Origin of the sequence: Mycoavidus sp. SF9855 (genome assembly GCF_024582735.1) — a bacterium.
Classification (GTDB): Bacteria; Pseudomonadota; Gammaproteobacteria; order Burkholderiales; family Burkholderiaceae; genus Mycoavidus.
Genome location: NZ_CP102085.1, coordinates 71,766 through 96,348, shown reverse-complemented (window position 1 = coordinate 96,348; position 24,583 = coordinate 71,766). Strand labels below are relative to the sequence as shown.

Here is a 24,583-nt window from a genome sequence, read left to right as displayed (position 1 = left end):
GACAAGGTTTGATGGAGTTGCCGAGCATCTTCCCTTTTGGCGAGTGCGCGCTCGTCTGCGAGTCGCCCGCGCCTGCAACGCTTGCCTGCCAAAAACGCTTCTGGACGATGGCAGCGGCGGCGCGTCATTGGCCACATGTGACTGAGGTTGTGCCAGGGATGAATAATTTGACCGTGCTTTTTGACCCGCTCGCAGCCAATGTAGACGTGCTAACGCAAAAACTTGCCAAAGCTTGGGGCGCAGCTGATGCAAACCTAAAACCAGGCCGCCTGGTTGAAATTCCAGTGGACTATGGTGGTGAATACGGGCCTGACCTCGCTGCAGTAGCGCGTCATACTGCACTGAGTGCTGAAGCCGTCATTAAACTCCATGCGAGTACAGAATACACCGTATTTTGCCTTGGCTTTCAGCCTGGTTTTGCCTATTTGGGCGGCCTTGATCCCAAACTTGAAACGCCACGCCGGGCTGAGCCGCGAGTTGCGATTCCTGCTGGCTCAGTGGGCATTGGCGGCGCACAGACAGGGATTTATCCTGCCAGCTCACCAGGAGGCTGGCAGTTAATTGGACACACTAGAGAAAAGCTGTTTAATCCTATGCGCACTCCCCCAAGCCTCCTACAGCCAGGAGATCGAGTGCGCTTTACCATTGCGAGCTTAACCACAACAACGATTTAGAGCCATCTGTGGACTCATTTAGCCCACCTTCTGTCAGATAAGTTCGAACACGGAGCCAGCGTTACGATGATTGAAGTTTTGCGTGCCGGTTTACTCACTTCCGTACAGGATCTTGGCCGGGCTGGTTATCGCATGTCAGGGGTGTGTGCAGCTGGTGCACTCGATACCCTTGCATTACATGTAGCCAACCGACTGGTTGGTAATCCGCCTAACGCAGCGGGGCTTGAAGTGACTGCCGGGCCAGTCAGTTTGCGCTTCACGCAAACGACGCGCGTGGCGCTAAGCGGCGCTGATTTTAAGGCCACCCTTGATCACACGCCGGTCCATGCCTGGTGGAGCTTTTCCGTTGAAGCCGGACAAATACTGCGATTGCATACACCTAAAATCGGCATGCGCGCTTATATTGCGTTGAGTGGTGGCATCGACGTTGCGCCTATACTCGGTTCACGCAGCACAGACTTAAAAGCGGCCTTTGGCGGTCTGAACGGACGCGCCCTGAAAAACGGAGACCAACTACCACTTGGCACCCCGCAGACCGCTCAGGTGCTACAAATCCCGGCTTTTGGCATCAAGGCGCCTGGCTGGTGCCACTTTGACCGTACTAATATAGTTGAAGAAAATAAACCATCGCCACGTGGCGCACCGTGCACTACCACCGTACGTGTATTGCACGGCCCCGAATATGCTTGCTTTACGGCGAGCGCCCATGAAAGTTTCTGGTCTGAGCCATGGCTCATCACCACCAGTAGCAATCGAATGGGTTACCGGCTTGCTGGTGCTGAGCTAAAGCGCACCAAGCATATTGAACTTCTATCGCATGCCGTCCTGCCTGGCACCATTCAAGTGCCAGGCAATGGGCAACCGATTGTGCTCATGAATGATGCGCAAACGACGGGCGGCTATGCAAAGATTGGCATTGTTATCCAAGCAGATTTATGGCGTTTAGCGCAAGCACGACTCGCGAGCACTTTGCGCTTTACTGAATGCACTATTGCCGATGCACGTATCGCCTATACAGATTTGCAGCATTATTTAACCCATATTGAAGCCGCTATTAAGCAGCAGTACCGAGGCTATACATAAGCAACGCAAGCGCTTGCCTAACCTTTAAATAAAGGACTCGCCATGCACATTGATCTAAATGCCGATTTAGGTGAAGGTTGCATCACTGACGAAGCCTTACTTGACCTCGTTAGTTCAGCCAATATTGCTTGTGGTTGGCATGCCGGTGGGGCCAACGAAATCTTTAAGTGCACACGCTGGGCTGTGCAAAAAGGCACGGCCATCGGCGCACATCCCAGCTTTAATGACCGGGAAAATTTTGGCCGTACCGAGCATCATTTATCTGCTGAAGAAATTCACGCCGCGATCCTCTATCAACTCGGCGCACTCAGCGCCATCGTGCGTGCGCAAGGCGCTTGCGTCACTCATGTCAAGCCGCACGGCGCACTGTATAACCAGGCAGCACGTGAACCCAAGTTGGCACAAGCCGTCATCGCCGCCATCCGTGACTTTGACCCAGCATTAGCCGTTTTTGGGCTGGCCAATAGCGCATTAATGGCTGCCGCACAGCAAGCCGGCTTACGGGCGGTTGCAGAAGTTTTTGCAGATCGGGCTTATCGGGCAGACGGCTCGCTCGTGCCTCGCGGAAGCCCAGGCGCGATTCTCGAAGACGAAGACGAAGTGTTAGCCCGCACCTTAAAAATGATTCGCGAGCAACGGGTGCAAGCCATCGATGGCCATTGGGTGCCGCTTAAGGTACAAACAATTTGCTTACATGGCGATAATCCGCACGCACTTGCTTTTGCTCAGCGCATTCGTGCTCAACTCGATGCCGAAGGAATTCAAGTGCGCTCAACTGTAGCTGCTTCATAAGGATGTTTGGTGGCTCGTTAAATTTTTATCCACGGCTTAATAGGCTGTGACTGTAGGTGAATCAAGTCGATGTACGTGATGATTTAAGACCACACTTTGGAGACGATTATGCAAACCATTGTCAATTTATGGCCGCTGCTGGGTGTAGCCGTCATTATTCTTGGCTTTTTGTTACGTTTTAATCCGCTGCTAGTGGTTGCCGCAGCAGCTGTTACAACGTGTATTTCAGCTGGCTTGCCGGTGAGAGGAATACTCGCTACCATCGGCACGGGTTTTGTTAAAACCCGCAATCTGCCGCTGATTATTTTGTTACCCCTCGTCGTGATTGGCCTACTCGAGCGACATGGTTTACGTGAGCATGCGCAAGCCTGGATAGCCCGTATTCGCTCAGCAACAGTTGGCCGCTTATTAATCATTTATCTGTTTGTGCGTGAGATCACTGCTGCCCTGGGTTTAACTGGGCTGGGTGGCCATCCGCAAATGGTGCGTCCTCTGCTCGCGCCAATGGTTGAAGGCGCGGCGCATAGCCGTTACGGCAAAATTAGTGACGCGCTACGCTACCGGTTAAGAGCATTTTCTGCGGCAACTGACAATGTGGGTCTCTTTTTTGGCGAGGATATTTTTGTCGCGTTCGGTGCCATTGTACTGATGGCAACCTTCTTACGCGAAGCGGGGATTGAGGTGGCGCCGCTAAGTATTGCGCTATGGGGCATTCCAACTGCGATTTGCGCCTTCATCATCCATGCCTTCCGACTTTATCGACTTGATCGCAAGCTTGAGCGCGAATTCGGTCCGCGCCCTGACTCTGCCGACCACAACGTATAAGGAGAGCCATCATGATTGTATCGATTAATTATCTATTTTGGCTGCTCGGTGCAATTATAGCGGTCATCGCGGTCATGATTTTAGGTGATCGCACTCATCCCAAACGGTTTCAAACAGGCAGTTTTTGGGCGATTTATGCGATGATTTTTCTGGTAGGCGACAGATTGCCAGCTGAACTGGTGGGTATTTTGGTGATCGCTATGGCGCTACTTGCGGGGTTGGGTGGAGTCGTCGCCAGTCAGGCTCGCGGACATTTATCTGAGAGCGCACGCCATGAAAGCGCACGACGGCTAGGTAACAAGCTCTTCATCCCGGCCCTCACCATCCCTGCCGTCACCGTGATTGGCACCCTGCTAGCACCGTATCTTGTGTTTCATGCACGCCCCCTATTTGACCCGAAAAATGTCACGCTACTTTCATTTGGCTTAGGCTGTATCGTTGCTGCTGGCTTTAGCTGCTGGCTAACTCGTGACAGCGTTGGGCAATCCATACGCGAGACACGTCGTCTGACCGAATCACTCGGCTGGGCAGTGGTCTTACCGCAATTACTGGGTACCTTGGGTTTGGTATTTTCAGAAACGGGAGTCGGCAAAGCCGTAGCCTTTCTCAGTACCGCCTATATCAATATGGACTTGAAGTTGATCGCGGTGCTTGTCTATTGCATCGGCATGGCGCTCTTCACGATGGTCATGGGTAACGCTTTTGCTGCATTTCCGGTTATGACCGGTGGGATTGGCGTCCCTATTCTGATTGGCATGCACCATGGCGACCCCGCCATTATGGCGGCGATTGGGATGTTCTCTGGTTATTGCGGCACCTTACTGACACCGATGGCCGCCAATTTTAATATGGTACCCGCCGCGTTGCTCGAATTACCGGATAAAAACGCGGTAATTAAAGCGCAAGCCCCAACCGCACTTGTTTTACTCACAGTCAATATCGTCTTGATGTATGTGCTGATGTTCCGCTAACGGACTCAATCGGCATGTCGAATACACCCGCGCGGTGGCACATCAACTCCTCTTGCGCGCGCGCGGGTGCGCTTGATCATACACCTTAGCAAGATGCTGAAAATCTAATGAAGTATAAATCTGAGTAGCAGCAATGCTCGCATGGCCAAGCATTTCCTGCACTGCACGCAAGTCGCCACTGGATTGCAATACGTGGCTGGCAAACGAATGGCGTAACACATGTGGATGCACATTGGGCGCAATCCCAGCAGCCAGTGCGACTCGCTTGACGCGCTGCTTGACCGAGCTAGGAGAAATCCTACGGCCATGTGAAGATAAAAAAAGCGGCTGCGCATCAGCGCGTATAAACTGTGGCCGCACAGCAAGCCATGCTTTAAGTGCGGCAATCGCTTTGCTGCCAATTGGCACCGTGCGCTGACGATTGCCCTTGCCCGTTACATGGACTTGTTTGCCAGGCAAGTCTAGCCAACCGGCTGAGCGATCGCCATTGGCATGCTCCTTATATTTAAGGTCTAAATTGATTAATTCAGCTAGGCGCAAGCCGGACGAATAAAACAATTCAACCATAGCGCCATCCCGTAAAGCCTGCGGCAGCTTGCTTTGGCTTGCCTCCATCATGGTTTTTGTATCATCTACGGAGAGCGCTTTGGGCAAGGCCTTGGCACGTTTCGGCGCACGCACCGTAGCCACTGGATTAGTCTCAAGTGCAGTATGTAATGTCAACCAGCGATAAAAGCTCCGCCAAACGGAAAGCCGATGAGCAATCGAACGCGCCGACAAACCTTGAGCGTGTGCCTGGATCACGCCCTCGCGAATATTAGCCGGTGTAAGCTCATTGAGCGCCCGTGTATCTGCTAACACCACCAATTGCGCCAACTCATGGGCATAACTCGTCCAGGTATGCTTAGAAAGCTTGCGTTCATAGACCAAGCTATCAAGATAGCCAGCAATTGGATCAGCAGGAGCCGTCACGGTAGCCGCCATTACTCGCTACGCACAAGTAAACGGCTCAGCGCCGCACTCACTAGCACGCCCATATATGACAGAAAATCCGTCGCCATTCCTTCCTGAAAATGCTGCGGATCAGGCGAAGCCATAACCAACAGGCCAAAAGCGTTTGTCTCATCATAGTGTGGCTTGCGTAAGGCCACTAGTGCGAAAGACTCCGAAACCGTATCAGACTCTTCGTCGGCCGTTAACCACTGCGTAACGTCAAGCTCAGGATTATTCCCACAATACGGCGCAGTCAGCTGATTTGCAAAAAGGCCAATCTCGTGCTCTGGACTAACGACAAAGTCGGCCTGCGCATAAGGCGCCGCGGCACCCCAAATACGCACCGCCGCCGCCACTCCAAAAACCTCACGCAGGACTTGTTCTATCAGTTGCGGCACAGCATCGGGCTTTTCCTCGGCCAAGATTCGCTTAGCTAATATGCCAAGCTTGAACATCAGCCCATCATTTTTTTGACCATGCTGCATCAGTTGAGCTAAGCGAAGCTCGAGTTGTTTATTTTTGGCCCGCAAGATATCCATTTGGCGTTCTTGCAATGACACGGCACGACCGTTATGCGGGCTGGCTAACCGCACGGCAGCAAGAAGCTCCGCATGGTGCTCAAAAAATTCTGGGTGAGCCAGTAAATACTCAGCAATTTGATGGTCGTTCATTAGTATTAAATAGATATATTAGATGGCAAAGGGCCATCGGGAATGTCAACTTCACCTTTAAATACAATCACCGCCGGACCGATCATATGGACTTCAGCGCCTTGCCATATAATTGTCAGTTGACCGCCACGCATCGACACGGTGACAGGCGAATCAACCAAGCCGCGGCGAATCGCGGTCACCGCCGCCGCACAAGCACCTGTACCACACGCCAAAGTCTCCCCAACACCGCGTTCATAGACCCGCAGCTTAATCAGATCGCGCCTAACAATTTGCATAAAACCAGCATTCACACGTTGCCTAAAACGGGCATGCGCCTCAATCAGCGCACCGTCACTCAACACCGGCGCCGTGTCAATATCAGCCACGAGCTGCACTGCATGTGGATTGCCCATCGATAAGACAGAAAACCATGCTTGCTTGCCGTTTAGTTCAAGCGGCCAAATCGTGTCGCAACCGTCAGTACGGCTAGCAAGTTGATCGGGATCGAATGGCACATCACGCGGATTAAATACAGGCGTACCCATGTCCACACAAACCTGGCCGTTTGCTTGCAATGCCAGGGTAATTAAGCCTTTTTGCACTTCAACCCGGATTTCACGCTGGTCGGTTAGTTCAGCTGCATGCACAAATTTAACAAAACAGCGTGCGCCATTGCCGCAATGTTCAACCTCACCACCATCTGCGTTAAAAATGCGGTATTTAAAGTCTGCATCGACCCGGCTTGGGCGCTCAATCAGCAGCACCTGATCAGCGCCAATGCCAAAATGTCGGTCCGCCAACCAACGTATTTGACTAGGCGTTAGCGCAAATGACTGGCGAATGCCATCCAGCACAATGAAATCATTGCCGGCACCTTGCATCTTTGTAAATTGGAGTTTTGTCATATGAAGATAAACGATTGAGTATCAAGCGGCGTCATAAAAACTCGGCTCACCCGGCGGCCGTGTCTTAAAACGCTTATGTAACCAATAATACTGTTCAGGCATGAGCTCAACTTGTTCTTCAAGAAAAGCATTCATCCGGCGCGCATCCGCCACGGGATCATCGCTCGGATAATTTTCCCATGGACGAAAGACCTTCAACCGGTAGCCGCGATAATTAGGCAAAACTTCACCGATAAACGGCACTACTTGCGCTTGGCCGGTTTTAGCCAAGCGAGAAACGGTAGTCAAGGTGCAGGCATCGACCCCAAAAAATGGCACAAAAGCCGAATTGCGCACGCCATAATCCATATCCGCCCCCAGCATCACGGGCATATGCGCACGCAACATCCGCAAGACAGTTCGTGCACTCTCTGAGCGGGAGACCATTTCCGCATTAAAACGCCCACGCGCTTTTTTTGCAATCTGATCAACCTTAGGGTTTGAGAGTGGCTGATAGAGAGCGCCACAACCGCGCTTTAGCGCATAATTTATAAAAATCGAGCCCGCTTCAATACCAACAAAATGAAATCCCAAAAGAATTGTTGGCGGTAAATTCGGATCGCTTAAATCAATTTCACTGTCGACTTGAACCAGCTTTTCAAGTTTTTGAGCCGAACCGAACCATTGCACGCTCCGCTCAACATAGCTACGAATCGCATGCCTGAAATGGTGCGCCGCCACTGCCTCACGGCGGGCCTCGCTCCAGTTAGGAAAACACAGCTTCAAATTAGTATGCACAATATGCCGCCGTTGACTAGGGATTCGATACAACAAACGGCCTAATAGATCGCCAAAACGAGCGACAAACCCATACGGCAAAATGGCAAATAATTTCAATAAGCCAAACGCACAAAAAATACCGAATTGATTAAACATTATTATCCTGCTACTATGAATTCACTCGTAAGGCTTTAAATTTTAGAGTTCTTATGGGTATGGGTTAATTTTAAAAAATTTAAAATTAACCTCTGCAATACGATTTTCGCCGAGTTAAAGACAACTTGCGGGGCGGAAAGCGCGGTTTACCGTGTTAGAAATCTGCTAAAGCGTCGCCACTTCATCTCCTCCTGAAACCGGCTTCGCCAAACCGGATTTCCGATAGAAACGTTAACGACATTTAAGGAGAACTGAAGTGGCAAATGACTATCTATTCACCTCTGAGTCCGTCTCGGAAGGCCACCCTGATAAGGTAGCTGACCAAATCTCCGATGCTATCCTTGATGCGATTCTCGCACAAGACAAATATGCACGCGTTGCAGCCGAGACATTATGTAATACAGGCTTAGTGGTGCTCGCCGGCGAAATCACTACAAACGCAAACATCGATTATATTCAGGTCGCTCGCAATACAATCAAACGCATTGGTTACGATAATACCGATTATGGCATTGACTACCGTGGCTGCGCCGTGCTGGTTGCTTACGATAAGCAATCGCCAGATATTGCACAAGGCGTAAATAACGCTCATGACAACTCTCTTGACCAAGGTGCAGGTGACCAAGGACTGATGTTTGGCTATGCCTGTGATGAAACACCAGAATTAATGCCTTTGCCAATTCACCTGGCGCATCGCTTAGTTGAACGCCAAGCCAACCTACGCCGTAGTGGCCTTCTACCTTGGCTACGTCCTGATGCTAAAGCGCAAGTTACCCTACGCTATGTCAATAACAAACCGCATAGCATTGACACGATTGTACTATCCACCCAGCATGCGCCCGAAATAAGCTTAGGCGCACTGCGCGAAGCCGTCATCGAAGAAGTGATCAAACCGGTCCTGCCGGCAGCACTTATCAAAGATAAGATCCATTACCTAGTCAACCCGACCGGCCGGTTTGTGATTGGCGGCCCGCAAGGCGATTGTGGCTTGACCGGCCGCAAAATCATTGTCGATACATATGGCGGGGCAGCACCTCATGGCGGGGGCGCGTTTTCTGGCAAAGATCCCTCTAAGGTTGATCGCTCAGCGGCTTACGCAGGCCGTTATGTTGCAAAAAATATTGTCGCTGCGGGTTTAGCAACACGTTGTCTAATCCAAATTTCTTATGCAATCGGTGTGGCACTACCGACCTCTGTGATGGTAAATACTTTCGGCACTGGCCGCGTACCTGATGCAGTCATTACCCGTTTGGTACAGGAATATTTTGATCTACGCCCCAAAGGTATTATTCAAATGCTCGATTTGCTGCGCCCGATTTATGAGAAATCTGCCGCCTATGGTCACTTTGGACGCGAAGATTCAGAGTTTACGTGGGAAGCTACAGACAAGGCTGATATGCTGGCTGAAGCAGCAGGGGTAAAGGTTGCAGCGATAGCTTAAGCTCTCTGCCAGTGCTAACGCACTAGAATATACTGGCCAGCCTAAATACTTAAAAATCAAAAAAATAATGCAGATTGTCTGATACTTATATCGGACAATCTGCATATTATTTTCTCTACATGAACAGAAGACAGTGGCTGACATCATTCTCGATGACGCGCCACTGCTCAAATGAGACGATCAATTATTTTTCAACAGCCAGTAATTGATCGCCCTCATTCATCAAGCCTCCGTTGCTAGTTTTGCATGGCGGCGTGAATAGCCGAAATAAATCAACAGACCCACCACTAACCAAGCAATAAACGCGACCCATGTCGAAAGCTGCAACTGAAGCATTAGGAATAGGCAGAATAATACCGAAAATACTGGCACTACTGGTACCCCTGGGCAACGGAAAGCGCGCGGCAATTCAGGATGTGTACGACGTAAAATAAGTACCGCAACAGATACCATTGCGAACGCCGCTAGCGTGCCGATATTGGTCAATTCCGCTAGTGCTTTGAGCGGCACCAAGGCAGCAATTAAACCAAAACATAAACCCACTAACCAGGTTGCAAAAAATGGCGTTTTAAAACGCGGATGAACTTTTGACAGCGCAGGAGGAAGCAAGCCATCACGGGACATTGCGAACAAAATCCGTGTTTGACCGTAGCTCATCACCAGAATAACCGTCAACATCCCAAAGACTGCACCTAGATCGACAAAACCTGCGACCCATTTTTCACCAGCAACTTGCAGGGCTAACGAAACTGGATGCGCAACATCCATAAATTGTGCGTAAGGGACAATACCCGTCACGACCGCCGCTACGGCAACATACATCAAAGCACAGGCGGCTAGCGATGCCATAATGCCAATTGGCAAATCACGCTTTGGATTTTTAACTTCCTCGGCAGCCGAACTCACGGAATCAAAGCCGATAAAAGCAAAGAACATAACTGCTGCAGCACTGAGCGTACCGGTCCAACCCATTGGCATAAATGGTTGCCAGTTGGCCGGCTGCACATGAAAGGCGCCAACTACAATCACCAGCAACACAACGCTTATCTTAACAACCACCATGATGTTATTGATACGCGTCGATTCGCGCACACCAAGCGAGAGCACACCGGCGATTGCCATCACTACCAGAAAAGCGGGCAAATTGAAAACCGAAAGCTGTCCTGGCAAAGTACCTGGGGCGGCGCTTAAAATAGCCGGTAGCCCAATGCCAAAGCCGGCTAACAGCGATTGAAAATAACCTGACCAACCTACCGCCACAGCTGAAATCGCCAGCCCATATTCAAGCAATAAGTCCCAGCCAATCAGCCAGGCGATCAGTTCGCCCAAGGTGGCATAAGCATAGGTATATATCGAACCTGCGACAGGAATAGTCGAAGCGAACTCAGCATACGCCAGCGCGGCAAACCCGCATGCTAGGGCAGCAATAATAAATGATATGGTCAGCGCCGGACCGGCCGTGACTGCACCCGTACCCGTTAACACAAAAATGCCCGTGCCAACGATTGCGCCAATGCCAAGGAAAGTCAGATCGAGCGGCCCCATTGTTTTCTGGAGCCCGGTATTCGCAGCGCTTGCTGCGATCATCTGTTCGACGTTCTTAGTGCGTAAAAGACTCATCGGATATCTCTTTTGCGACTGCCACTGACAAAGCCAACAGTCCTGTAAGTTAAAAAAAACAGCTCACAAAAATAAATACGCTGCCATACTGATTACAGACTTCACACTGAAGCGAAACGCAATATCAAAACACAATATCAAATTACGCATCGGCGCACACTATAACCCGCGTGTAGCGACTTGTTACTTTGTGGATTACTTTTGCTACAATAGGAACCGTTTTGAGGAGCGTTGCGACGGAATCTCCGCCAGGCTCAAAACACCCTTGACGCCACGCATTGCGTGGTTGTATCAAACGGCGCTCATGTCTTCAATCTTCTGCTTTTAAGAAAGGAACGTGACATGAACACCGCCGTACAGCCTATGCATAAGCAATCAAGTACCTTTTCCGATTATACCATCGCCGATTTACATCTAGCCGATTGGGGCCGCAAAGAAATTCTCATCGCTGAAACTGAAATGCCTGGCTTGATGGCGTTACGCGATGAATATCGTGCGAGCCAGCCACTCAAGGGCGCGCGTATTGCTGGTTCGCTCCATATGACGATTCAGACCGCCGTGCTGATTGAAACCTTGCAAGTGCTTGGCGCTGAAGTTCGTTGGGCATCGTGCAACATCTTTTCCACGCAAGATCATGCGGCGGCAGCTATCGCCGCAGGCGGCACCCCTGTGTTTGCCTTTAAAGGCGAAAGCCTCGACGAATATTGGGCTTTTACCCACCGCATTTTCTCTTGGCCGAACGGCGAACATGCCAACATGATTCTTGATGATGGCGGCGATGCAACTATGCTGCTCATGCTCGGCGCGCGCGCGGAACAGGATCGTTCCGTGCTGGCTCAACCGGCCAATGAGGAAGAAGTTGCGTTATTTGCGGCCATTGCCCGGCATTTAGAACACGACCCACATTGGTATTCAAGCCGCCTGGCCCATATCCGAGGTGTCACAGAAGAAACCACCACCGGCGTACATCGTCTATATCAACTGGAAAAAGAAGGACAACTGCATTTTCCAGTGATTAATGTGAATGATTCCGTCACCAAATCAAAATTTGATAATTTATATGGCTGTCGCGAATCCCTGGTTGATGGCATCAAGCGTGCAACCGATGTCATGATTGCCGGCAAAGTTGCATTAATCGCCGGCTATGGTGACGTTGGCAAAGGGTGCGCCCAATCATTGCGTGGACTGGGGGCAACCGTCTGGATTACCGAGATCGATCCGATTTGCGCCTTGCAAGCTGCGATGGAAGGTTATCGTGTGGTCACGATGGAAGAGGCTGTTGATAAAGTGGATATTTTTGTCACTGCAACCGGCAATTTAAGCGTGATTACCCACGAGCATATGAAAAAGATGCGGCATCAGGCGATCGTTTGCAATATCGGTCACTTCGATTCAGAAATCGAGGTTGCCTCACTCAGTCAATACAAGTGGGAAAATATCAAGCCGCAGGTTGACCATATTGAATTTCCTGATGGCAAGCGGATCATCTTGTTAGCGCAAGGTCGTCTGGTTAATCTTGGCTGTGCTACCGGCCATCCATCGTTTGTGATGTCAAATTCGTTCACCAATCAAACCTTGGCACAGATTGAGCTATTCACACGGGGCGAGCAATATGGCAATAAAGTCTATGTGTTACCCAAAAATTTGGATGAAAAAGTAGCGCGGCTACATTTGAAGCGAATTGGCGCCCACCTCACCGAACTCACCGCGGCCCAAGCAAAATATATTAGCGTGGATCAGAACGGTCCATATAAGCCAGACCATTATCGCTATTAAGGTTAACAGCGAGATGAGCCGTATCGAGCTATCACTCGATACGGTACTCGAAATTGCTCATAACGGATTCAAAGCCGGCTATCGTGACTTACTATTTTCAAAGGATTAATTAACCTTTGCCCACCACATCGATAACGGAACAGCAAATAAATAGGGACTAAACGGCACGATCTCCTGTCCGTTATACAGCACAATACCGCGCTGAAACGCCTCTGGCTCATTCTCTTGTAAATGACGCAACCCTCTAAAATCATGGCTAGTCACCGTGCTGCTTGCTTTAACCTCAATGCCGGTGATTTTACCTAGCCGATTTTCCAGCACAAAATCCACTTCAAAATTAGTTTGGGTACGGTAATGCCACAAAGTCATTTTTTGTTTTGCAAAAGCCAGATGTTTAAGCAGCTCATTTAATACAAAAGTTTCAACCAACTCGCCCGGTAGCCCAGCTCCTGCCATCAAATGGCTCTTAGATACATTGCTTAGATGAGCAAGCAAACCACTATCTAGAACAAACACTTTAGAGGCTTTTACCAATCGTTTGCTTGCATTACGGTGCCAAGCAGGTAGCCGATAGACTAAAAACAGCATCTCCAACAAACTGAAATAGCGCTTTAAGGTGGTTTGCGGCAAGCCGCTTGAGCGTGACAATTCTGCAAAATTCAGCAAGTTGGCGCTGCGTGCAGCAAGCAATTGGAGTAAATTAGGCACTTCGGACAATTGTTCGAGATTTGCCAATTCACGTACATCTCGCTGCAAAATAGCGTGTAAATAACTATCAAACCATGTTGAACGGCGCGTTTCTAGATTCCGGCTAACCGCCTCTGGAAACCCTCCGGCTAGCAAAGTATCAATCAATTGCTCACGTTTGCAAGCGGGAATTGCTAACGCATTGAGTTCACCATTAAACAGCCAATCCGCACGATTAAAACTTGGTATACCCGCTAACTCCGCAGTCGATAAAGGCCAGAGCGACAATATCTCCATACGCCCAGCCAAGGAATCAGCAATCGTTGGTAGCAATAGGACATGAGCCGATCCCGTCAACAAAAAACGGCCGGGCCTACGATCGCGATCAACCGCAGCCTTAATCGACAGGAAGAGCTCCGGGGCACGTTGTACTTCATCTAGGACAACAGGACCATCAAGCGCATCAATAAAACCACTTGGATCATTCTTTGCAGACGCCAGCACGACTGGATTGTCCAGTGTTAAATAGCGATAGCTGTGGATCCCCGGTACTTGAGCTAGCGTGCTTTTACCGGTCTGGCGCGCACCGTTAATTAATACAACTGGTGTGTCAGTTAATGCTTCTAACAGCAAAGGGGTAATATGTCTGGTGTACATATCATCATTCTAATGGATGAAAATCGTCCATGCAATGGATGATTTTCATCCACACAGCGGATGAAAATCATCCGCAGAATCTTCTGGATGCTTTGTAACTGGCCAATTATTGACTTTGCCCTGCCATCTGCGATAAATCCCAACCCCCGCCAAGCGCTTTAATCAGGCCCGCCGCAGAAACCATCCGCTGGCCATTGATGCTTACCATTTTCTGCTCGGCAGCAAACGCGGTTGCCTGGGCGGAAATGACACTAAGATACATCGTCGTGCCAGCTTTGTATTGATTTAAAACAATGTCCAGCGCTTGTTGTGCTGACTGCACGGCCTGTTGCTGTAGCGCAGCTTCTTGTGCCAGGATACGCAGGGCCGCCAGTGCGTCCTCAACCTCTTGAAATGCACTCAACACCGCTTGTCGATAATGCGCTGTGTCCTGTTCAAACGCCGCACGCGCAGCTACTGTTTGCGCCTGCCGCGCCCCTCCATCAAACAAGGTAGCCGCTAATTGCGGGCCCAATGACCAAACGCGTGCGGGCACATTGAACCACTGCGAAAACACCGAGCTCCGGGAGCCGCCTGCTGCCGAAAGCGTCAATGATGGAAAAAATGCTGCCATGCTGATGCCGATTTTTTCGTTGGCCGCAGCGGCACGGCGCTCAGCGGAAGCAATATCAGGCCGACGCTCAAGCAATGCTGAGGGGAGCGTTAATGGTATGCGCGGCGGCGCAGCCATCTGCAATGGTGAGATGACTAGCGAGAAAGTTGAGGCAGGCTCACCCACCAGCACGGCGATCGCATGTTCGTATTGGGCACGCGCAATGCCATTGTTAAATGCGGCGGCTTGCGCCGCTTGTAATGCTGTTTGTGCTTGTAGCACATCAGCACGCGCAGCAACTCCCTGGGCATAACGATTTTGCGTGAGTTTGAGGGCTTGACGATAAGCCAGCACCGTATTGTCCAGTAATTTTTGAATCGCATCCAGCGTGCGCAGCTGAAAGTAATTCTGCACCAATGTCGCTTGAGCAGATAGGCGCGCATTCGCAAATTCTGCCGCAGCACTTTGCACTTGGGCTTGTTCAGCTCTCTTTGTACGTTGTAGCGTACCCCACAAATCAGGCTCCCAAGACGCGTCAAGCGATAATGAGTATGCTGTGTCCACGGCACTCAGACCGTTCGCTTTACGCGATGGTGTGCGCAAACGCTTAGCGTCTGCTGCTATGCCCACTTTGGGTAAAAAAGCTGCGCGCGCCTGAGCCGCCAAGGCGCGGGCTTGCTGATAAGTTGCCGCATAGACCGCTACGGTTTGGTTTGAGATATCAATTCTGTCAGCAAGCGTATTTAACTGTGGATCATTGAATACTTGCCACCAGGCACCGCGCTCAAATTGATCAGCCGGCTGCGCAACTTTCCAGCCAGCAGGCGCCTCCTTAAATTTTTCAGGTACAGCCAACATGGCACGCGTATAGCTAGGACCGACGGCACAACTGGTTAGGCCACTCGTTAATAGCCCAATGGCCGAGCATAACGTCATGTGAGAAATAAATCTGATTAAAGAAGAATGCCCAGCAACAGGCCACCATTTTTTAAATGCTTGCATTTTTTTACCCTGACTTGCAGCCATAGCAATAGAACAGTAAGGTTATCGTTAACTCTAATTAGAGATCTAGAACCAACGCGTACACGTCATGCTCAATACGATTACCCAGCAAATTGAGCAAAGTGCGTAAATTTTCCCGTTCGGTAGCTTCTGCTTGGGCCGTACCACGAAAAGAAAACTTTTGCTTGGCCCACTGGCCACGTCCGTCAAGCAGAAGAGGGCCTTTTGTTGTCGCGAGCTCAAGCGTCGCGTCACGGCCGAGTGCTTGCATTACGACCCGATAGGAGCCCAACGGCTTCACGCGTGAAACCCGCGATGACATGTTGTTTAAGCTCAGCATAAGTTGGCCAAATGGCTTATCCCCTAAAAGCCGCCAATCGCTCCATTGCAGCCGCACCTCACCTTGCAAGTTAAAGGTATTAAACGGCGCGCCCAAGCCGGCCAATAAGCTTGCAGGTACGTCTAAACGTCCAGAGGAAAGGGTGGCGCCACGCGGTGTCATGATAAGTTGGACCGCCTCGGACATCGCCTCGTTAGCATGCATTGAGATTTTCGCTTGCCCCAAGAAGAGCGGCCCGAATGCTGTATGCCACTCAATGCGCCCCGCTAACGCGGTGGGTGCACTCGCTTTCGGCCCGGCCGCTAACATCAGCACTGCTGAGCCATGCCATAGCGAGCCGGCCGGAGCCGCTAAACTGACGCGACCACCTGTTGCTTGCGCCACTAACGGTGAAAACCAAGCCGCCGGCAAGAGTACCAGCACCGTGAACATAATTGAAACCAGCGCGACCAAGCTCCATGGCAGCGCCTTTTTGGATTTTTGCAATAATGAACGCATGAAATTAACGCGCAACCGGCGTTTGCAACAACATCGTAAGATTCACTTGGCCTACTTCGTTAAGGCTTGTCACATGAGCTTCAGCGACTTGCAACTTGTATCGTTTGCGTATTTCATCAAGCCAGCCGATCCCATCTGCGAAGGCAACGTTCGTCAACTTAATTTGCACGACACCATTCAGCACCGAGATCTGTGCATTGGCGATGCTACGTTGCGCCAGCGAAGCTACCAGAGCGTCGCGCAAACTATCGTTAATAGGCGTTATATTGGCAGACATGCGCCCCAGTTCTCGCGCTTGCCGCGCTTGTTCTTGCATCTGCGCTAGTTCGCGCTCCATGATCGGCAGTGCAGCCATAAGCCGTGTGCTGCTTGTGCGCGCAGGCGCCCATAACAGACTATAGAGCAAAACCATACCCAGTACCGTTCCTAATGCGGTTAATAAGGTTTTTTCGCGGGGGTTACGCTCACTCCAGAAATCCCCCCAAAGCGTTGTCAGAATACTTTTCATCCACGCCCCCTAATGATCCATTTGCCTTGCGTAAAATGTCCTTCGAGCCCTTGGCTAGCGAGCCGCTGCACAAAGGTTTCATCAATCTTTGCCGTGGGCTTAAAGCCCACTTCAAGCAGACGGTTACGATAATCCAACTGCACAATAGCATCAGCAGGTATCGTCCCGAGCGAGCGTGCAAGTCCCTCGGCTAGGCTTAAAAAATCAGCGGGCGAAAGCTCGCCTGCGGCTATCCGCAAAGCATCGAGTTGGCGCGTCATTTGTTGAGGGGGATTCAGTACTACCGTTGTTTTTGGAAAAGCACTCAGCAATACTTCAATGTGCTGCGTGCTAAGCGCGGTTTGCTGCCGAGCCAACAACAGCCACTGTAGGTTAGCGCCAATCACCGCCACCATTAAGGTTGCGACTGCTAAGCCAAATGGCAAACGCCAGTGCTTTAAGGTACCGCGCCTGGGGCGCCATGATTGTTCTGCAAATTCAAATTGGCACAAATTAAAGGGGCAGGTTAGCGCTTGCCGCGCCAATGCCTCAAAGGATAGTGACAGCTTATCCGCATACGGTAACGGCAGTGCCGTAGAAGATGGCGGACCTGGCACGTCAGTGAGCCGGTATAAGGCAAGCGGTGCGTCCGCGGCCAGCGCACTTAGCGTATCGTTTAACGCATCCAGCGGGACCATCAGGCCTTGGCCATGTCCGTCACGGATCAAAGCAAGCTCAACGCAGGGCGCCGCGATATCCGACGGCAAGGCTGAAGCGATCGATTCAGGGTGCCCAATGATGATGGCGAATAAAGGCGCGGCTTTTTTATCTGCGGCACTCTCAACCGTGGCCTCAGCCGCTACCGTACCTTCTACAGACAAGCAACGCGTAATCGGTACCGCGCGTAAGCCGCGATGTCCGGCTCCGATAAAAGCCTCATAGACAAAACGAAACCAGGCACGATCAACCGTTGCCAGCACGCGCTGATTGCTTCCCACTATCATAGGGTCAAGCGCAATATGACAGGCTTGCGGATCTTGGATTAAATGCTCCTCGATCACATTGGGTAAAGCTTGCCGTAAGCGTGCACCCTTCAGTGGCGCAAGCGCCACAGTTAACATGAGTAGATCGCGTGCGGCAACCAGTAAGACCGTGGCCCGTGCTTTAGGCAGGAGCGCGACGGATGATTTACCCGCGCGTAACACGCGGTCGCGCCGGTCAAAAAGCATAAATGGCAAAGCCGGCAACTGCCATTGCGCAGGGCTGAGTGCTGGGTCGCGGGCGGGTAATTGAACCACGAGTGTCGTCAAAACGTTGATCCCTTTCGCAAAATAATCATATTGCATCACGCATACTAATGATGCGTGTACTATGCGTTGAACTGTGGCGGTACACTAACACATCGCGCAATAGTAGCGCGCGATCATACTGAACATGTCCATGGATGACAAAGAAATTTGTTTTTACGTCAAATTGGCTCGTATCAAACTCAAGCTGCGACCCAGCAATCGTGCGCAAACGGTTCGTAAAATCGCCTGTGTTGACAAAAAAAACCTGCTCGCGCAAGGCTAACAACATTTGCGCCTTTGCCACATCAAAACCTGGAATCATGGATGCCAATACTTCAGCGCTCACCGTATTCACATTGACCGTGGTTGGCTGCGGCAAGACCGTAACAAATGGTTTGAGCTGCTCGACAATTTCTGCAGTGAAACCGGGTATATCGAGCAAGCCCGCCACCGAATTTACTGGTAATAACTGATCTTCTGCTTGACTCTCTAGGTTATCGCTGCCCGCTGAGATTTTCAGCTTAGGATTTGCTCGCTCTGGAAAAAGCTGCCCTGCATGCATCAGCGACGCGCGCAGTTGCAAAGCGACAACCTTTGCCAACTCTGGCTTTAAATTGAGGATGGCTAACAAACGCTCAAAGCTGGCAATCTGCACAACATCTAAGACTAACTGTCCGGAGCGGGGCATTTTCACCAAATTCCGTAGATTGAATTTCGCCTGTGCATCTTCAATCGAACCGGATAAATAAGTGTCTTGCCCATATGCCTCGCCCGCGGCCCCTGCTCGTCCAAGTAAATCGGATAGCCGCGTCTGTGCAATAGGCACCGCCCAAATGCCTCCGAGATAATCAATCGGCGAAGTATCTGCTGCCGCGCGCAAGATAAAGCGCGTCCAATCAAGCGCGCCGCGCTGCACCCACTGGGCCTGCAATATCATCTGTTGATTTTCGATTCGGCGAATTTGAATCTGCTGCCGCCATAGCAACCCAGACACCAACATCGCCGACAACGTCACCACAAAAAGAGCCGTAATCATTGCTGCGCCGCGGACACGATTTAGGCCAACATAACCGGAAGAATAGAGGAGAGCGGTACGCAAATCTTTACTCCCCTACCAATAGAATTCGGGTGAGCGCGTGCTGTGCGTTCACCACGCGTACACTCAATTCAATGCCTGTTATGCTCCGCACAGGCGGCGCGTTAGGCGCTCGCAACCCAGTCAATTGACTTAAATTTTTATTTAAAGCGGTTTGCACATCGAGCATATTGGCCGTCCAACCTAGTTGTGGCACCCAGGCGCGCAGATTCACCGCAACCACTCCACCCATGAGCTCCACTACGCTCCAGCCTTCCATGTTGGCACCAGCAGCCAGGGCTGCGCGCAACTGCCCAAGCGTGGCCAAAGGAGGCGAAGCTGTACGCAATACTCGCCCTTGCGGCACGTGGTAACGCACGACTTGTAAACGCGGCGCCTGCCCAGACAAATTAAGCTGGCGCACAATTTGCAACTGCCCCCCACCAAAAGCCATCGGCGACTGACCAATCTCCCGCTCCAGAGCTGCTTGCCGCACATCAATCCCCACCTGGTCAAAAAACTGTGCCAACGCGCGTTCTTCTGCCATCGATACGGTCACCACATCGCGCGTCCGCACAATTTGATCAAGGCCACGCCAGGACAGCACGGCAACCAACGCAAGAATTGTAATGGCGACCAGTAATTCGATCAGCGTAAAGCCTGCTTGATACTTACAACGGCCGTTGCGTTTCATTCGCCACCACCGTCATCAAATGCACCAGTTCACTGTTAAGCCCCGGCCGCTTCACCACCACATCGACCCGTCGAAAACTCGGATTGGGAGTCGCCGACACGGTGCGGATGCAGATAAAAGCGGCATTCCCCTGGGGACAAGCAAAATTTATTGCGCCAAGCTGCGGCCAAGCACGTTCTAGATGCAGTTGCCCAAGTACATTATCTGCACTAAAACCCGCCAATAGTCGATCATGCAACTCGCGCCCGCCCAGCGCCAAACTCCCTGCTGCGCGCAACGATGCCGCCAGTGCAATCGCGATAATAGTGAGCGCAATGAGTGCCTCAATCATCGTAAAACCAGCGACGTAAGCGCTATATTTTGTTTTCTTGCACTTCATAACGGCCATTGCCATTGCTCACCACATTAAGCTGTGCGGCATTTGAATAAAGTGTCACGGTGACGGCTATATCAATGCTTTCCGTACCGAATATGACCCGTTCGGCGAGTTCTTGTCCACCCGAATAACGAATCGTTATAGCGTTGAGCTGGGTACGCCATTGACGGGGGGCAAATAGATCATCGCGCAACACACGCCAGTCTTTTTCCACCTGTATCAGGAAACGATATCCTCCTGACACTGGCTCCCATGCAATTGACTGCGCCCGAACTTGCGCTTCATTCGCCGCCGACTCAAACAATAAGGCAAGGCGTTGCGCCTCTTCGGCAAGCTCGGTGCGCGGGTTACGGCTAATGGATAAAGCCGCCAAAGAAATCAGCAAGCCAGCAATCACCAGCACAACCAGCATTTCGAGCAGGGTAAACCCTCTCGCTATGCATAAGGGCCGAGGTGCATTAGCCAAACTATTGCCACGAGCCAATCTCGCGCCCATCATTACCTGACGAGCCACTGGCTCCATAGCTAAAAATATCGATCTCATCATGCACGCCAGGATTGAGATATTGGTACGGATGACCCCAAGGGTCGTTTGGCAAACGTTCTAGATAACCGCCATCTTTCCAATTATTTGGTACTGGGTCGGTTAACGGTTTCTCGATCAAAGCGCGCAAACCCTGCTCTTGCGTTGGATAACGGATATTATCGAGACGATAAAGTTTAAGCGCCTGCGCGATCGTTTTAATGTCTTGTACCGCCGCAATCCGGCGCGCCTCATCTGGACGGCTCATGATTTTCGGCACGACCAAGGCGGCAAGAATACCCAGAATCGCGATGACAACCATGACTTCGATTAAAGTAAAACCACGCTGAGAAGGTAAAACGCGGCTTAAAGCGCTGGCCCTATTTGGGTAATCGCGCATTCTCCAATTCATCATAACTATTTCCAACCCTCAAAAATAAAACACTCAACCCAATACAGCAGTAAACTCACTATACTGTTCCTAATTAATGCTTTTTATTACCTTTTTTCATGATATCTATGCAAAGCTCCGCTTTAGTGCGGATTACTTCACTCACGCTATTTGCGCTTTTCTGTGCAACCTCAACGTATTGGTTCATTACGTTGAACTCCCCTCACACAACTCCTCTATCGGCGGCCAGCGCGAGCCGGGCGCCGGTAAAAGTCGATTATGCCAACCAGCTATTTGGAGGACAAGCTAATTCAGTCCGTAGCGATTTTCAATTGGCCGGCGTGCTCGCCCTTCAAGAGGGCGGCGCTGCCGCCATTATCGGGCAAGCGGGCAAGCCCCTGCGGGCGATTTCTGTTGGCCAGCCAATTGATCAAAACACACGCCTTAACGAAGTCCGCGCGCGCTCAGTTATTATTGAGCAAAGCGGCATTAAAAGCGAAGTATTTTTACCCGCAGCAACCGAGTCGCCGACTATTTATATGCGCTAATCATCACCCCACCATTTGATTTAATTCAATAATCGGCATCATCACTGCCAACACAATCATTAACACCACGCCGCCCATCGCAAGAATCAGCAGCGGCTCCAGCAAACTCGTTAAAAATAGGGTGCGGCGCTCAAGCTCAGCGGCTTCGCCACTCGCTGCACGCTCAAGCATCGCAGTCAAATCGCCAGTCGCTTCACCAGCGCGGATTAAATGGACCAGCACCGGGGCAAAGGTATGTGTGCCAGCCAGTGCGCGCGAGAGAGAAGCGCCTTCACGCACCCGCACCGTTGCCTGGTCAATATTTTGACGCATGGCAACATTGTTAAGTGTCTCGCCGGCGGCTTGCAGCGCTCGTAAAATAGGCACTCCAGCTGCGGTCAAGATGGCTAGCGTACTGGCAAAACGTACGGTGTTATAACCACGCACGAGTTTGCCGAGCAGCGGCACATCCAACAGCCAACGATGAAAGGTCAGTCGAGGGCCTGGCTGGCGTAAAATACGTCTTAGCAGCCAGCTTATCAGCCCCCCTGCTATCAACATACCCCACCAGCCCTGCTTAACGAAATTGGACAACGCCAGCATCGCCACCGTTAATAACGGTAGTTGCTGTTTAGTACTGGAGAACACGCTCACGACCTGCGGCACCACATAACTTAGTAAAAACGCGACAATGCCAAAAGCGACTAGCGTTACAATCGCTGGATAAGTAAAGGCCAATTGAATTTTTTGCCGTAACGTATTGCGTTGTTCAATATAGTCCGCAAGGCGCGCCAACACGATATCGAGCTTGCCAGTTTGCTCGCCGGCGGAAACCAAAGCACGATAAATATCCGGAAAATCATGCGGGTGTATGCTCAAGGCACCTGCCAGCGACTGCCCACTCAACACTTCAGCCCGAATCGCCGCGACCAATTCACGCACATAATCACGCTCTGCTTGCTCAGCCAGCACGCCGAGAATTTCATCGAGCGGCAAACCGGCGGTCAATAGGCTGGCAAGCTGGCGCGTGAAGATCGCTTGCTCGCGCTGCGATAAACGGCGCCCGAAGGCAAGCCGCTCATGGCGCGCACTGCGCGTGCGGCTGCCGGCTGACTCAACCAAAAGCGGGGTAAGCGCCTGCAAACGCAACTGGCTGCGAGCAGCTCGCGCACTATCCGCCTCCAGCACACCGCGCTGTGTTTTGCCAGATGAGTCAATGGCTTCAAAGCGAAACGCTGGCATTGGCAGACTACCTTATATCTTGATGGATTGAACGATTTTTAATGCTGTTGCACTATTCGCCGGTAACACGGATCACCTCTTCAAGCGAGGTCACGCCTGCCGCTAGCCAGCGTTGTGCATCTTCACGCAAGGTGCGCATCCCATTAGCCCGCCCCGCTGCTAGCAATTCAACGTCGGCGACTTGCTGGTGAATCAGTGTGCGGATTGCATCATTGAGTACGAGCAGTTCGTAGACGCCACGCCGGCCTTGGTAACCCGATTGGCCACATTGTTCACAGCCAGATGCATGCCAACCATCAGCGCGTTCAAGCCGGCAAGTGGGGCATAAGCAGCGCACCAGCCGCTGCGCCAGCACGCCTAGCAAGCTGGACGCGAGTAAATAGGGCTCAACGCCCATATCCGTTAGCCGGGTGACAGCTGAGGCGGCATCATTGGTGTGTAGCGTAGCCAGCACTAAATGCCCGGTCAACGAGGCCTGCACAGCGATCTGCGCTGTCTCAAGGTCTCGAATTTCGCCAATCATGATAATGTCGGGGTCTTGCCGCAAGATCGAGCGGAGGGCACGCGCAAAATTCATGCCAATCCGTTCATTAACCTGCGTTTGACCAATCCCAGACAGATCGTACTCAATCGGATCTTCAACTGTCATGATATTGGTGCTAGCGGTCTCAAGCCGCGATAGCGCCGCATATAAAGTGGTTGTTTTGCCTGAGCCGGTTGGACCCGTGACCAACACAATGCCATGCGGATGGGCAATTAATTTATCGAATTGCACTTGCGTCGCGGCGGCCATGCCAAGCGTATCGAGGTTCAGCCGTTGCGCATCTTTCTCAAGCAAACGCAATACAGCGCGCTCGCCATGCCCAGTCGGCAGTGTCGAAACCCGTACATCGACGGGCCGCCCGGCGACCCGCAAGGTGATGCGACCATCTTGCGGCAGCCGTTTTTCGGCAATATCAAGCTGCGCCATAATCTTAATGCGAGAAATCAACGCGCCATGCAATGCTTTTTGCGGGCGCACTATATCGCGCAGGGTACCATCGATGCGAAACCGCACAACGGATGCGTTCTCAAAAGGTTCAATATGAATATCCGAGGCCCCTTCTCGCGCGGCTTGCGTAAATAGGGCATTGATCATGCGGATAATCGGCGCATCATCTTCCGATTCAAGCAGGTCCTCAACCTCAGGGATATCTTGCATCAGCCGAGATAAGTCGACCTCGCCTTCGACCTCGCCCACGACTTGCGCCGCGCTTCCATCCTGCAGCGCATAAGCACGATTAATGGCTTGCACCAACTCGTCGGCCGCCACACGCACAAGGCGCAAGGCGCCAAATTGACGCGCCACCTCGGCCAATGAGCTCGCTAGCGTGCGCTCGCTAATCCAAACTTCAAGGCTGTCACTATGTTGATGCGCAGCCAAAATTTGACCTGCCCGAGCAAAACCATAGGGTATCATCCGCGCCACCAAAGACGACGGGGCTTCGCGGGAAAACCCTGGTTGCACATTGGCTTGTGCAGCTAATTGCTGATCCACACTTCTATCCCAATCTGT

25 protein-coding genes and 1 riboswitch are annotated in these 24,583 nt (G+C 51.5%); of the genes, 8 read left to right on the top strand and 17 right to left on the bottom strand.

The features are described 5' to 3' along the window. Positions 1-11 precede the first annotated feature (11 nt). The 5 genes from pxpB to NQD60_RS00365 all read left to right on the top strand — a co-directional run bounded on the left by pxpB (position 12) and on the right by NQD60_RS00365 (position 4,345). Positions 12-674, top strand: coding sequence for a 5-oxoprolinase subunit PxpB (gene pxpB / locus NQD60_RS00385; RefSeq protein WP_257100619.1), 663 nt, complete (start codon positions 12-14; stop codon positions 672-674). A 66-nt stretch (positions 675-740) separates the two neighbouring features. Next, on the top strand, positions 741-1,757 hold the full coding sequence (locus tag NQD60_RS00380; RefSeq protein ID WP_257100618.1) for a biotin-dependent carboxyltransferase family protein: 1,017 nt from the start codon (positions 741-743) through the stop codon (positions 1,755-1,757). Between the two features lie 42 nt (positions 1,758-1,799). Continuing rightward, complete coding sequence (pxpA, locus tag NQD60_RS00375) at positions 1,800-2,549, top strand: 5-oxoprolinase subunit PxpA (RefSeq protein ID WP_257100617.1); 750 nt, start codon at positions 1,800-1,802, stop codon at positions 2,547-2,549. Positions 2,550-2,657: 108 nt separating this feature from the next. Continuing rightward, positions 2,658-3,374, top strand: coding sequence for a DUF969 domain-containing protein (locus NQD60_RS00370; RefSeq protein ID WP_257100616.1), 717 nt, complete (start codon positions 2,658-2,660; stop codon positions 3,372-3,374). A gap of 11 nt (positions 3,375-3,385) precedes the next feature. After that, the gene (locus NQD60_RS00365) at positions 3,386-4,345 is read left to right on the top strand and encodes a DUF979 domain-containing protein (protein WP_257100615.1); all 960 of its coding nucleotides are present in this window, start codon (positions 3,386-3,388) and stop codon (positions 4,343-4,345) included. Positions 4,346-4,387: 42 nt separating this feature from the next. On the opposite strand, the gene xerC is transcribed toward NQD60_RS00365, so the two are convergent. From xerC to NQD60_RS00345, 4 genes are read right to left on the bottom strand one after another with little or no spacing between them, the layout of a single operon-like run. Next, positions 4,388-5,329, bottom strand: a complete 942-nt coding sequence (gene xerC / locus NQD60_RS00360; RefSeq protein WP_257100614.1) for a tyrosine recombinase XerC — start codon at positions 5,327-5,329, stop codon at positions 4,388-4,390. Further along, positions 5,329-6,009, bottom strand: coding sequence for a DUF484 family protein (locus NQD60_RS00355; RefSeq protein WP_257100613.1), 681 nt, complete (start codon positions 6,007-6,009; stop codon positions 5,329-5,331). Before NQD60_RS00355 ends, xerC begins: the two co-directional genes overlap by 1 nt. Positions 6,010-6,014: 5 nt before the next feature. Next, complete coding sequence (gene dapF / locus NQD60_RS00350; RefSeq protein ID WP_257100612.1) at positions 6,015-6,896, bottom strand: diaminopimelate epimerase; 882 nt, start codon at positions 6,894-6,896, stop codon at positions 6,015-6,017. 21 nt (positions 6,897-6,917) lie between these two features. Continuing rightward, a complete protein-coding gene (locus NQD60_RS00345; protein WP_257100611.1) occupies positions 6,918-7,811 on the bottom strand; it encodes a lipid A biosynthesis lauroyl acyltransferase in 894 nt (297 codons plus the stop codon). A 256-nt stretch (positions 7,812-8,067) separates the two neighbouring features. Here NQD60_RS00345 and metK point away from each other — a divergent pair, with 256 nt between their 5' ends. Next, a complete protein-coding gene (metK, locus tag NQD60_RS00340) occupies positions 8,068-9,252 on the top strand; it encodes a methionine adenosyltransferase (RefSeq protein WP_257100610.1) in 1,185 nt (394 codons plus the stop codon). Between the two features lie 222 nt (positions 9,253-9,474). Here metK and NQD60_RS00335 read toward each other — a convergent pair whose 3' ends face one another. Beyond that, positions 9,475-10,872 carry an amino acid permease gene (locus tag NQD60_RS00335; protein WP_223692958.1) on the bottom strand — a complete coding sequence of 466 codons (1,398 nt, stop codon included), beginning with the start codon at positions 10,870-10,872 and terminating at the stop codon, positions 9,475-9,477. A gap of 217 nt (positions 10,873-11,089) precedes the next feature. Beyond that, positions 11,090-11,183: riboswitch (S-adenosyl-L-homocysteine riboswitch) on the top strand. A 52-nt stretch (positions 11,184-11,235) separates the two neighbouring features. On the opposite strand from NQD60_RS00335, the gene ahcY reads away from it, so the two are divergent. Beyond that, positions 11,236-12,648 carry an adenosylhomocysteinase gene (ahcY, locus tag NQD60_RS00330; RefSeq protein WP_257101319.1) on the top strand — a complete coding sequence of 471 codons (1,413 nt, stop codon included), beginning with the start codon at positions 11,236-11,238 and terminating at the stop codon, positions 12,646-12,648. 105 nt (positions 12,649-12,753) lie between these two features. Here ahcY and NQD60_RS00325 read toward each other — a convergent pair whose 3' ends face one another. The 10 genes from NQD60_RS00325 to gspG form a co-directional block, all read right to left on the bottom strand. Continuing rightward, positions 12,754-13,992: an ATP-binding protein gene (locus NQD60_RS00325; protein ID WP_257100609.1), complete on the bottom strand. Its 1,239-nt coding sequence runs from the start codon at positions 13,990-13,992 to the stop codon at positions 12,754-12,756. 106 nt (positions 13,993-14,098) lie between these two features. Further along, entirely contained in the window at positions 14,099-15,520 is a 1,422-nt protein-coding gene (locus tag NQD60_RS00320) for an efflux transporter outer membrane subunit (RefSeq protein ID WP_257101318.1), read from the bottom strand. A gap of 124 nt (positions 15,521-15,644) precedes the next feature. Then, positions 15,645-16,424 (bottom strand): type II secretion system protein N, encoded by a 780-nt coding sequence (locus tag NQD60_RS00315; protein ID WP_257100608.1) that lies wholly within the window; start codon positions 16,422-16,424, stop codon positions 15,645-15,647. A gap of 4 nt (positions 16,425-16,428) precedes the next feature. Beyond that, positions 16,429-16,932 (bottom strand): type II secretion system protein M, encoded by a 504-nt coding sequence (locus NQD60_RS00310; protein WP_257100607.1) that lies wholly within the window; start codon positions 16,930-16,932, stop codon positions 16,429-16,431. After that, positions 16,929-18,221, bottom strand: a complete 1,293-nt coding sequence (gene gspL / locus NQD60_RS00305; protein WP_257101317.1) for a type II secretion system protein GspL — start codon at positions 18,219-18,221, stop codon at positions 16,929-16,931. Before gspL ends, NQD60_RS00310 begins: the two co-directional genes overlap by 4 nt. Positions 18,222-18,246: 25 nt before the next feature. After that, positions 18,247-19,299 (bottom strand): type II secretion system minor pseudopilin GspK, encoded by a 1,053-nt coding sequence (gene gspK, locus NQD60_RS00300; protein ID WP_257100606.1) that lies wholly within the window; start codon positions 19,297-19,299, stop codon positions 18,247-18,249. Positions 19,300-19,303: 4 nt separating this feature from the next. Continuing rightward, complete coding sequence (locus NQD60_RS00295) at positions 19,304-19,969, bottom strand: type II secretion system protein J (RefSeq protein WP_257100605.1); 666 nt, start codon at positions 19,967-19,969, stop codon at positions 19,304-19,306. Next, positions 19,947-20,348: a type II secretion system minor pseudopilin GspI gene (gene gspI / locus NQD60_RS00290; RefSeq protein WP_257100604.1), complete on the bottom strand. Its 402-nt coding sequence runs from the start codon at positions 20,346-20,348 to the stop codon at positions 19,947-19,949. Before gspI ends, NQD60_RS00295 begins: the two co-directional genes overlap by 23 nt. Then, on the bottom strand, positions 20,323-20,841 hold the full coding sequence (locus NQD60_RS00285) for a GspH/FimT family pseudopilin (RefSeq protein ID WP_257101316.1): 519 nt from the start codon (positions 20,839-20,841) through the stop codon (positions 20,323-20,325). The genes gspI and NQD60_RS00285 overlap by 26 nt, the downstream gene beginning before the upstream one ends. Beyond that, positions 20,813-21,268 (bottom strand): type II secretion system major pseudopilin GspG, encoded by a 456-nt coding sequence (gspG, locus tag NQD60_RS00280; RefSeq protein ID WP_223694831.1) that lies wholly within the window; start codon positions 21,266-21,268, stop codon positions 20,813-20,815. The genes NQD60_RS00285 and gspG overlap by 29 nt, the downstream gene beginning before the upstream one ends. A gap of 119 nt (positions 21,269-21,387) precedes the next feature. On the opposite strand from gspG, the gene NQD60_RS00275 reads away from it, so the two are divergent. Next, entirely contained in the window at positions 21,388-21,807 is a 420-nt protein-coding gene (locus NQD60_RS00275) for a type II secretion system protein N (RefSeq protein ID WP_257100603.1), read from the top strand. A gap of 3 nt (positions 21,808-21,810) precedes the next feature. Here the strand turns inward: NQD60_RS00275 and gspF are convergent, their stop codons facing one another. Both gspF and gspE read right to left on the bottom strand, forming a co-directional pair. Continuing rightward, the gene (gspF, locus tag NQD60_RS00270; protein ID WP_257100602.1) at positions 21,811-23,028 is read right to left on the bottom strand and encodes a type II secretion system inner membrane protein GspF; all 1,218 of its coding nucleotides are present in this window, start codon (positions 23,026-23,028) and stop codon (positions 21,811-21,813) included. A 52-nt stretch (positions 23,029-23,080) separates the two neighbouring features. Beyond that, the gene (gspE, locus tag NQD60_RS00265; protein ID WP_306438088.1) at positions 23,081-24,535 is read right to left on the bottom strand and encodes a type II secretion system ATPase GspE; all 1,455 of its coding nucleotides are present in this window, start codon (positions 24,533-24,535) and stop codon (positions 23,081-23,083) included. Between the last annotated feature and the right edge of the window lie 48 nt (positions 24,536-24,583).